Source organism: Arthrobacter glycogeni, from assembly GCF_054510815.1.
Map to the genome: position 1 here is coordinate 156179 of NZ_JBTNDV010000009.1, position 9757 is coordinate 165935.

Here is a 9757-nt window from a genome sequence, read left to right on the forward strand (position 1 = left end):
TTGTTATGAGCAACCCTTTCCTCGCACCAAGTACCCTGCCGTATCAGCTCCCCCCGTTTGGGCTGATTAAGGACGACCACTATTTGCCGGCCTTCGAAACGGGCTTCGCCGAACATCTCGCCGAGATTGACGCGATCGTCTCCTCGCGGGAGCCGGCGGACTTCGAGAACACCATCGTCGGTCTCGAACGCGCCGGGGACACCCTGCGCCGGGTGGCCCTGGCGTTCTACAACAGCTCCTCGTCCCATTCCACCCCGGCGATCCAGGAGTTGGAGACCGCGGTCGCCCCGCGCTACGCCGCCCACGAAGATAACATCTTCCTGAACCGTAAATTGTTTGAGCGGGTCAACGCCGTATCGGCTGATGGTCTGGACGCGGAGGCAACCCGTCTGGTCGAGGAATACGTCAAACGGTTCATCCGTGCGGGTGCCCAGCTCGACGACGCCGCCCAGGACCGGCTCCGGGAGCTGAACACCGAGCTGTCCCAGCTGAGCACCGACTTCCAGCAGCGACTCCTGAAGGACACCAACCGCTCCGCCCTGTGGGTTGACACCGTCGACGAGCTGGACGGCATGTCCGCCGATGACGTCGGATCGGCTGCCGCAGCCGCCGAGTCGGCTGGCCAGCCTGGCAAGTACCTGATCACCTTGATCCTGCCGACGGCGCAACCCGCGTTGGAGACCCTGACCAACCGGACCACCCGCCAGCGGTTGCACGAGGCGTCGATTAGCCGGGGGTTGGCCGACAACGAGTTCAACACCCTGGGCATTGCAGCCCGGATGGCGGAGCTGCGCGCCGAACGGGCAGCTCTCCTCGGGTTTGACAGCCATGCCGCGGCCGCCACCGATGACCAGACAGCACCCTCACTCGACGCCATCCATCGGATGCTGGGACAGCTCGCACCGGCGGCTGTCCGCAATGCGCGAGCCGAGGCGGTGGAGCTGGAGGCTGCCGCAGGCCATCCGATCGAAGCCTGGGACTGGGCCTACTACTCGGAAAGGGTGCGCGCCGCCAAGTTCGACGTCGACCTCGCTTCACTGCGCCAGTACTTCGAACTGGAACGTGTTTTGCAGGACGGGATCTTCTTCGCCGCCAACCGGTTGTATGGGCTGACCTTCACCGAGCGGACCGATCTTGAGGGCTACCACCCCGAGGTGCGGGTCTGGGAAGTCAAGGACGCCGACGGCGACGGGCTGGGCCTGTTCCTCGGCGATTACTACACCAGGGACACGAAGAACGGCGGCGCCTGGATGAACTCCTTTGTGGAACAGTCAGCGCTGAACGGGACCCACGCCGTCGTCGTCAACAACCTCAATATTCCCAAGCCGCCGGCCGGCGAGCCGACCCTGCTCACCTTCGACCAGGTGGTGACCACCTTCCACGAGTTCGGCCACGCGCTGCATGGGCTGTTCTCCGCGGTCACCTACCCCACCTTCTCAGGTACCAGTGTGCCCCGGGACTTCGTCGAGTACCCGTCGCAGGTGAACGAGATGTGGATCCTGTGGCCGGAGGTGGTGGCCAATTACGCCAAGCATCATCGGACCGGCGAGGCGCTGCCGACGGCGACCATCGACAAGCTGCTCGCCGCCCAGACCTGGGGCGAGGGCTTCGCCACCACCGAGTACCTGGGCGCAGCCCTGCTGGACCTCGCCTGGCACGCCCTTCCGGAGGGATCCACGGTTGCCGACCCGGCGGCGTTCGAACGGGAGGCGTTGGCCGCCGCAGGGCTGGACTTCTCCCCCGTCCCGCCACGCTACCGTACCGGCTATTTCAAGCACATCTTCGCCGGCGGATACTCGGCGGCGTACTACGCCTACATCTGGAGCGAAGTACTGGACGCCGACACCGTCGAGTGGTTCAAGTCCGCGGGCGGACTCACCCGCGAGAACGGCGACCATTTCAGGACCGAATTACTCTCCCGCGGCAACAGCATTGATCCGCTGCAGGCCTTCCGCAACTTCCGCGGCCGCGACGCACTGATCGATCCCCTGCTCACCCGCCGCGGGCTGGCCTAGACCACCATGGTGACCATCGCGGCGTGCCAGCGCCTCCAACGTTCCTGGTTTGCCGCGGTGTCCTCAGCGACTAGCGGCCGAACCTTCACAACTCACGGGTCCGACTGGGTGTGGCTGCCAGCGCGGCGTGAGCTGATCCTGCTCTTTCCTCAGGAAATCTCCCCCGCGGGGATCCGGCCCGCCCTGGCGGAAGGCGCCCGGCTGGGTGCTCACAGCGCGGGAGCGTGGCTCGGCGGCGGGGTGAAGGGGTCCCAGCTGACCGGGCTGGGCTTCAGCCCGGGCTGGCAGCCCTGGTGGATGGCTGCTCCGGTCGAGGAACCCTCCGCGTACGACGACGCCGGCACCTCCCTGTCCACCGACGTCCCCGACTACGGGGGGCCCCTGGCGCGGGAACTACGGGTGGTGCGGTCCCAGCCCCGTCAGGCGTGGCATGCCGAGGCACGGTTGGACGGCAGCATTGTTGGCGCGGGGTATTCATTCTACCCGTCAGGGGTTCCGGGGCTCAAAGGGCTCGGTGGCATCTTCAATATGGAGGTACTTCAGGACTACCAGCGGCGCGGCCTGGGGACTGCGCTGTTGAGCAGACTCTCCAAGGCCGCCGCGGCCTCGGGCGCCGAGCATCTGGCATTGAACGCCACACCGCAAGGCTACGAGCTGTACTCAAAGCGGGGGTTTGAGCTGATCGGCAGGGGCCAGACTTACTGGCGGCAACTGTGATGTGGATGCGACGCTGACCGACCTGCTCGACCTGCTCGGCCTGCACTGACCTGCATCGACAGAAAGTCGGACCGCCAGATTCTGGCGGTCCGACTTTTTGTCCGGGGTAACCTGGTGCTTACCAGCCGCGCTCGGCGAGGCGGTGAGGCTCAGGGATTTCGTCAACGTTGATGCCAACCATTGCTTCGCCCAGGCCACGGGACACCTTGGCGATCATGTCGGGATCGTCGTGGAAGGTAGTGGCCTTCACAATGGCTGCGGCGCGTTCAGCCGGGTTGCCCGACTTGAAGATTCCCGAGCCAACAAACACGCCGTCGGCTCCGAGCTGCATCATCATTGCTGCGTCGGACGGGGTGGCAATGCCGCCCGCGGTGAAGAGCACGACCGGGAGCTTTCCGGTCCGCGCTACTTCCTTGACCAGGTCAAACGGTGCCTGCAGCTCTTTCGCTGCCACGTACAGTTCGTCCTCAGCCATCGATGACAGGCGAAGGATTTCCGAACGGATCTTACGCATGTGCATGGTGGCGTTCGAGACGTCGCCGGTGCCGGCCTCGCCCTTGGACCTGATCATCGCAGCACCCTCGTTGAGGCGACGCAGCGCCTCGCCCAGGTTAGTTGCACCGCAGACGAAGGGGACGGTGAACTTCCACTTGTCGATGTGGTTGGCGTAGTCGGCGGGGGTCAGGACCTCGGACTCGTCGATGTAGTCGACGCCGAGGGACTGCAGAACCTGCGCCTCGACAAAGTGCCCGATTCTTGCCTTTGCCATCACCGGAATGGAGACAGCCGCAATGATGCTGTCGATCATGTCCGGATCGCTCATCCTGGACACGCCACCCTGCGCGCGGATATCGGCGGGAACACGCTCGAGCGCCATCACCGCGACGGCGCCAGCATCTTCAGCGATGCGCGCCTGCTCCGCGGTGACCACGTCCATGATGACGCCGCCTTTGAGCATTTCAGCCATGCCGCGCTTGACCCGGCTGCTGCCGGTCACGGGCGCGGTTGTCGAAGTTTCTTCAACGGTGGACACAATTCGCCCCTAAGTTAGGTAAAAGATAACAATTAATAATACGCCCGCTCATGGGCGGCAATTGCCGCTAACGGGTGTCGCTGGAGGCCATCGCCTGTTTGTGAACTGCCACTACCCGCTGAATCACTGTCGCGGTGCTTGCGAGAGCCAGTAGGACCAGGACAGTCAGGAGGAACGCCTGGGGTAACCCCAGTCCGGTCAGGCCGGTCACCACCAGAACCGATACCAGCCGTTCGGCTCGTTCGGCGATGCCAACGTTTGCTGTGAAGCCCAGGGATTCCGCTTTTGCCCGGGCATAGGAGACCAGCATGCCCAACACCAGGCACGCCAGCGCGGCAATAGCGATGGGGTGGTTGTCGCCGCCGCCGAAGAACCAGATAGCCACCCCGGCGAACAAGGCACCGTCGGCAATCCGGTCCAGGGTGGAGTCAAGGAAGTTTCCCCAAGTGCCGCCTGCGCCCTTGATGCGGGCCATGATGCCGTCGATCAAGTCGGAGAACACGAAGGCGGTGATGAAGATGGTGCCCCAGAACAGTTCACCCAGCGGGTAAAAAACCAGGGCACCGATCGCCACGCCCAAGGTTCCGACAATAGTCACCGCGTCGGGAGAGACGCCCCATCTGAGGAAGAGCCTGGCGATCGGGCTGAAAAGCCTCGTGAAAAAACTGCGCGCATACTTATTCAGCACCTGAATCACCGGCCTGTGGGGTCCGAACACCAGCGGTCTGGGGCCAGGCACCCGCCATCTGGATCCGCACCTCGTCGAGGGTTTGGGTGATCGCCTTGGTTTGAGCGATGATCGGCAGGAAGTTGCCGTCTCCACCCCAACGCGGCACCACGTGCTGGTGCAGGTGGGCGGCGATGCCGGCTCCCCCGGTGACCCCCTGGTTCATGCCGAGGTTGAAGCCTGTGGGTTTAGCCACTTCCTGCAGCACCCGCATCGCTGTCTGGGTAAGCTCGGCGATCTCGATCGTCTCGTCGCTGTCGACGTCGGTGTAGTCGGGTACATGCCGGTAGGGGCAGACCAGCAGGTGCCCCGGGTTGTAAGGGAAGAGGTTGAGGATCACGTAGGCGTGGATCCCCCGATGCACGATGAGTGAATCCTCGTCGCTGCGGGACGGCGCAACACAGAAGGGACAGTCGTCTTTGTCCTTGAACTGGGACTGTCCACCCTTGATGTACGCCATCCGGTGGGGAGTCCACAGGCGCTGAAAGGCATCCGGGACGCCAGCGATCTCGAAGTCATCGGTCACACCGTCGTCGCCCGGATAACGCCCATCGGCGTGTTGCCCGTCAGCCCCTGTAGCACTCTCCATACGTTTTACTTGTCCCGATTCCGGACGGCCTCGACGATGCGCCGCACTGCCTCATCGATCGGCACCTGGTTGTCCTGGCTACCATCGCGGAACCTGAAGGACACGGCTCCGGCATCCTGGTCATCTCCGCCCGCGATCAGCACGAAGGGAACCTTCTCCTTGCTTGCGGTGCGGATCTTCTTCGGGAACCGGTCGGTACCGATGTCCACCTGGGCACGGATTCCCTCGGCCTTGAGTAAGGCGACGACGTCGAACAGGTAGTCGTTGAACGCTTCGGCCACCGGGATGGCAAGGACCTGGACCGGAGCGAGCCAGGCCGGGAACGCGCCCGCGTAGTGCTCGGTCAGGACGCCCATGAACCGCTCAATGGAGCCGAACAGGGCGCGGTGGATCATCACCGGGCGCTGCCGGGTGCCGTCCGCCGCCTGGTATTCGAGTTCGAACCGTTCCGGCAGGTTGAAGTCCAACTGAATGGTGGACATCTGCCAGGTACGGCCGATGGCGTCGCGGGCCTGCACCGAGATCTTCGGACCGTAAAACGCGGCTCCACCTGGATCGGGCCGCAGCTCAAGACCGGAAGCTTCCCCCACCTCGGCGAGGGTCCGGGTGGCTTCCTCCCAGATCTCGTCAGACCCGACCGATTTTTCAGGATTCTTCGTGGACAGTTCGAGGTAAAAGTCGTCCAGTCCGTAATCTTTGAGCAGGCCGAGGACAAAGTTGAGCGTCTCGGTGAGCTCGTCCTTCATTTGTTCGCGGCTGCAGTAGATGTGGGCGTCGTCCTGGGTCATACCGCGGACGCGGGTCAGCCCATGTACCACCCCCGACTTTTCGTATCGGTACACGGACCCGAACTCGAACATCCGCAACGGGAGTTCCCGGTAGGACCGGCCCCGGGATTTGAAGATCAGGTTATGCATGGGACAGTTCATGGGCTTGAGGTAGTAGTCCTGGCCCGGCTTGCGCACGGTGCCGTCCTCGTTGAGTTCCTCGTCGACGTGCATCGCCGGGAACATGCCGTCGCGGTACCAGTCCAGGTGGCCGGACACCTCGTACAGGTGCCCCTTGGTGATGTGCGGGGTGTAGACGAACTCGTAGCCGGCGTCGACGTGGCGCTGCCGGGAATAGTCCTCCATTGCCTTGCGGATGATGCCGCCTTTGGGATGGAAGACGGGCAGTCCGGAGCCCAGCTCGTCGGGGAAGGAGAACAGATCCAGCTCGGTGCCGAGTTTGCGGTGGTCGCGGCGCTCAGCTTCGGCGATGCGCTCCTGGTAGGCCTTCAGCTCGTCCTTGGTGGGCCAGGCGGTGCCGTAAATGCGCTGCAGCTGCTGGTTCTTCTCACTGCCGCGCCAGTAGGCGGCGGCGGAGCGGGTCAGGGCGTAGGCGTTGGAAATGAGCTTGGTGTTGGGCAGGTGTGGCCCACGGCACAGGTCTTTCCAGACCACGTCGCCGCTCTTGCGGTCGATGTTGTCGTAAATGGTCAGCTCGCCGGCGCCAACCTCGACGGAGGCGCCGTCGTCGTCAGTGATATCGCCCGAACCGCCTTTGAGGCCGATCAGCTCCAGCTTGTAGGGCTCGTTGGCCATCGCTTCGCGGGCTTCGGCGTCGGTGGCGACGCGGCGGACGAACAGCTGGTTGTTGTTGACGATCTTCAGCATCATCTTTTCGAGCTGCTTCAGGTCTTCTGGAGTGAAGGGGGTTTCGACGTCAAAGTCGAAGTAAAATCCGTCGGTAATGTAGGGGCCGATGCCGAGCTTTGCATCGGGGCGCAGTTGTTGGACCGCCTGTGCCATCACGTGGGCCGTGGAGTGGCGCAGCACTTCCAGCCCCTCGGGTGAACTGATGGTGATGGGTTCAACGCGGGCACCCGCGGGGAGCGGCTGGTCAAGGTCGACCAGTTCACCGTCCACCCGGACGACGACGACGTCGCGGCGTTCCGCGAACAGGTCAACGCCGGTTGTGCCCGTAGTCACCTGGTGCTCCTCGCCGTCGACGAGGAGGGTGATAAGGGAGGGCGCTGACACAGTGGTCTCCTAGCTAGGGTGGTACGGCGGGTTAACTCTCTGATGGTATCTGCTGTGCTTGGGCGCCTCCAACAACCTGGCTAGCGCGCGTCGCTGCCGAAGCGCCACGGTGTCAGTAGGATCAATCCATGAAGTCTCAGGTCTCAGTCATTGTCAGTAGGATCAATCCATGAAGTCTCAGGTCTCAGTCATTACGTTGGGCGTCCGTAACCTTGATACGTCCTACGGTTTTTACGCTAAAGCTCTTGGCTGGGAGCCCCTGGTCTACGTTCCTGATGAGGTGGCATTTTTCCAGGTAGGCCATGGTTTGGTGCTGTCCCTCTTCAGGGCGGATCATCTGGCTGCTGAGGTGGGGAACATCGGTCACGGACCCATCGCACCTCCGCTGACTTTGGGGCATAACGTGGACTCTCCCGATGAGGTGGATGTGATCCTTCAGACGGCGGTCAATGCCGGTGCTGAGCTGATCGCGGAGGGGACCGCGATGAGTTGGGGCGGATATTCGGGGTACTTCGCCGATCCGGACGGCTTCCATTGGGAGGTCTGCCACAATCCGGGCCTGGCTGTCGTCGAGGACGGCACCGTCTCGCTGCGCGAGATTGTCTGACCGGAAAGCAGTGCCCGAGCTCGGCTCAGGAATCTAACTGCAGTTCCGCGTGTTGAAGACTATGGACCGCCCAAACTGAGTGAGCGCTTCCCAGCGCTTCCCTTAATTCGATTTATCAATTCAAGAAGGAGCACCGTGGACTTCACCCCCGATGCCGGCACGATCACCATGTTCTCAACCAGCTGGTGCGGCTACTGCCGCCGGTTGAAGAAGCAGCTGGATGCCAAGGGAGTCGGCTACACCGAGATCAACATCGAAGAGGTGGAAGGCACCGCGGCATTGGTCGAATCCCTCAACGGTGGTAACCAGACGGTCCCGACGGTGCTGTTCCCCGACGGCTCCGCTGCTACCAACCCTTCGGTGTCGGACGTCCTGGCTCGTTTGGGAAGCTAGCTCTGCACTCTTCGATCCGGTGAAGCCTGCACCACCGCTCCAGGCATGTCCGACCTTTTGCCCCGCTGCCTGCTCTCACATGGTGCCCCACCTCTCGCCCATGGCTTGCCCCACCTCTCGCCCAGGTTAGAAGGGTGGTGGTTGGGGCAGGGTGGTGTAGTTTTTGCCGGTCAGTGAGGTAGCGGCGATGGTCCCTGGTTCGGGTTGTTCGTAGTGCCAGAAACCCTCGGTTTTGAGCATATGGTGGCGTCGGCAGAGCGCTGCCAGGTTGTCGTAGCTGGTGGTCCCGCCCTGGTGCCAGGGGATCGTGTGGTCGATATCGCAGGCCGGCGCGGACCGGTTGCAGCCCGGGTGGCGGCAGGTTTTATCCCTGACCAGGATTGTGGTGCGCAGGCCTTGGGGGACTTTGTAGCGGTCCCGGCCGACGCTGAGCACGGTCCCGGTTTCGGGGTGGGTGAGGATCCTGATGAATCCGGGGGCGTGGGCGGCGAGTTGGCGTGCCGTGTCCGGGTCGATCGGACCGTACCCTTCGAGGTCGGCCGGCCCATCGCCGCCGAGCAGGGTCAGCACCGGAACGGTCACGAACACAACCGGCTGCACACCCTTCACCGACGCCAGATCAACCAACCCACCCCCACCACCACCAGCCCCAGCAGCACCACCAGCACCACCGGTATCACCAGTGCCGGTAGCTGTGCTGGGGTCGGCCGCGCCGGCGCGGCCGTCAGCGGCACCGCCAGCACCATCAGCGTCGGCGTCGTGGTGAGTGCTCTCGGTGGGTGGGCAGTGGTGGGTGAGGAGGTCGCTGAAGACGTCGGCCTTGAGTTGGGTGAGAGTCCGGGATTCGGACGGGTTTTGCAGGGCCCGTGCGGTGAAGGTCAGGCGGTGTTCGATGCCGCAGGCCTGCTCGGCCGGCAGATACGCGGAGAGCCAGGCCATCCCGTCCTGGGCTGAGGTCACTTCCACGTGCCGGTCCAAGGCTGCGGCGGCCTTACGGGTGACGATGGATGCGGGATGCAGTCTTTCCCGGACCCGGTGACAGGTCGCTCTCAACCGTGGCGGGGTCAGATGCGCGCCGCGGGCCAGGACCTGATCCTCGAACCCAGGCAACACCTCGGCCGGTAAGAACAACGCTTCGTCGGCGATCAGCTGGGCTTGCCGGACCGAAATCATTCCCCGGCCCAGGCAGTGCAGGGTTTTCGGGAGGTCCAGGACCAGGGTCAGGCTCTGACCCAGCAACCGGTGCGCTGCCCGGCCGGAAATATTCAGCAACGGCGCCAATTCCTCGGCAGAAAGGGTGAAGCCGAGCCCGTTACCAATCTGCGAACCCGATCCGCTACGCGAGGCAGCCAGGGCGGCGGCCTGGGCCCGCACCTCAACATGGAGGGCAGCAACCAGCTCCGCCTGCCGGGCAGCGACCCACGACGCCAACCGCTCCACCGCCACCAACAACTCAGCAGTCCCCGGCAAACCCCCACCAGCGCCTTCAGCAGGGCCGTCAGCCGGCTGCTCCGCTGGTTCTTCAGGCGCGCCCTCAACAGTGTCCTCAACAGTGTCCTCAACAGTGTCCTCAACAGTGTCCTCAACAGTGTCCTCAACAGTGTCCTCAACAGTGTCCTCAACAGTGTCCTCAACAGTGTCCTCAACAGTGTCCT

General features: G+C 63.6%; 9 protein-coding genes. 4 read left to right on the forward strand and 5 right to left on the reverse strand.

Annotation, left to right across the window (positions count from 1 at the left end; all coding sequences use genetic code 11):
- Nucleotides 1-5: 5 nt before the first annotated feature.
- The gene (locus ACX80G_RS11490; protein ID WP_459307774.1) at nucleotides 6-2015 is read left to right on the forward strand and encodes a M3 family metallopeptidase; all 2010 of its coding nucleotides are present in this window, start codon (nucleotides 6-8) and stop codon (nucleotides 2013-2015) included.
- 6 nt (nucleotides 2016-2021) lie between these two features.
- Nucleotides 2022-2732 carry a GNAT family N-acetyltransferase gene (locus ACX80G_RS11495; RefSeq protein ID WP_459307775.1) on the forward strand — a complete coding sequence of 237 codons (711 nt, stop codon included), beginning with the start codon at nucleotides 2022-2024 and terminating at the stop codon, nucleotides 2730-2732.
- Nucleotides 2733-2850: 118 nt separating this feature from the next.
- Here the strand turns inward: ACX80G_RS11495 and pdxS are convergent, their stop codons facing one another.
- The 4 genes from pdxS to thrS form a co-directional block, all read right to left on the reverse strand.
- The gene (gene pdxS, locus ACX80G_RS11500) at nucleotides 2851-3765 is read right to left on the reverse strand and encodes a pyridoxal 5'-phosphate synthase lyase subunit PdxS (RefSeq protein ID WP_196841623.1); all 915 of its coding nucleotides are present in this window, start codon (nucleotides 3763-3765) and stop codon (nucleotides 2851-2853) included.
- A gap of 67 nt (nucleotides 3766-3832) precedes the next feature.
- The gene (gene pgsA, locus ACX80G_RS11505) at nucleotides 3833-4453 is read right to left on the reverse strand and encodes a phosphatidylinositol phosphate synthase (protein WP_459307776.1); all 621 of its coding nucleotides are present in this window, start codon (nucleotides 4451-4453) and stop codon (nucleotides 3833-3835) included.
- Nucleotides 4443-5081, reverse strand: coding sequence for an HIT family protein (locus ACX80G_RS11510; RefSeq protein WP_459307777.1), 639 nt, complete (start codon nucleotides 5079-5081; stop codon nucleotides 4443-4445). The genes pgsA and ACX80G_RS11510 overlap by 11 nt, the downstream gene beginning before the upstream one ends.
- Nucleotides 5082-5086: 5 nt before the next feature.
- Nucleotides 5087-7102, reverse strand: a complete 2016-nt coding sequence (gene thrS, locus ACX80G_RS11515; RefSeq protein WP_459307778.1) for a threonine--tRNA ligase — start codon at nucleotides 7100-7102, stop codon at nucleotides 5087-5089.
- Between the two features lie 169 nt (nucleotides 7103-7271).
- Here thrS and ACX80G_RS11520 point away from each other — a divergent pair, with 169 nt between their 5' ends.
- Both ACX80G_RS11520 and ACX80G_RS11525 read left to right on the forward strand, forming a co-directional pair.
- Nucleotides 7272-7709, forward strand: coding sequence for a VOC family protein (locus ACX80G_RS11520; protein ID WP_459307779.1), 438 nt, complete (start codon nucleotides 7272-7274; stop codon nucleotides 7707-7709).
- 135 nt (nucleotides 7710-7844) lie between these two features.
- Complete coding sequence (locus tag ACX80G_RS11525; protein ID WP_459307780.1) at nucleotides 7845-8102, forward strand: mycoredoxin; 258 nt, start codon at nucleotides 7845-7847, stop codon at nucleotides 8100-8102.
- Between the two features lie 126 nt (nucleotides 8103-8228).
- Here the strand turns inward: ACX80G_RS11525 and ACX80G_RS11530 are convergent.
- On the reverse strand, nucleotides 8229-9757 hold a 1529-nt coding region (locus ACX80G_RS11530), incomplete at its 5' end, for an HNH endonuclease signature motif containing protein (protein ID WP_459307781.1).

What these genes read in the sequence shown, in the direction of transcription:
- ACX80G_RS11520 (WP_459307779.1), top strand. Translation starts at nt 7,272, where the DNA reads ATGAAGTCTCAGGTCTCAGTCATTACGTTGGGCGTCCGTAACCTTGAT.
- ACX80G_RS11510 (WP_459307777.1), bottom strand. Translation starts at nt 5,081, where the DNA reads ATGGAGAGTGCTACAGGGGCTGACGGGCAACACGCCGATGGGCGTTAT.
- ACX80G_RS11490 (WP_459307774.1), top strand. Translation starts at nt 6, where the DNA reads ATGAGCAACCCTTTCCTCGCACCAAGTACCCTGCCGTATCAGCTCCCC.
- ACX80G_RS11495 (WP_459307775.1), top strand. Translation starts at nt 2,022, where the DNA reads ATGGTGACCATCGCGGCGTGCCAGCGCCTCCAACGTTCCTGGTTTGCC.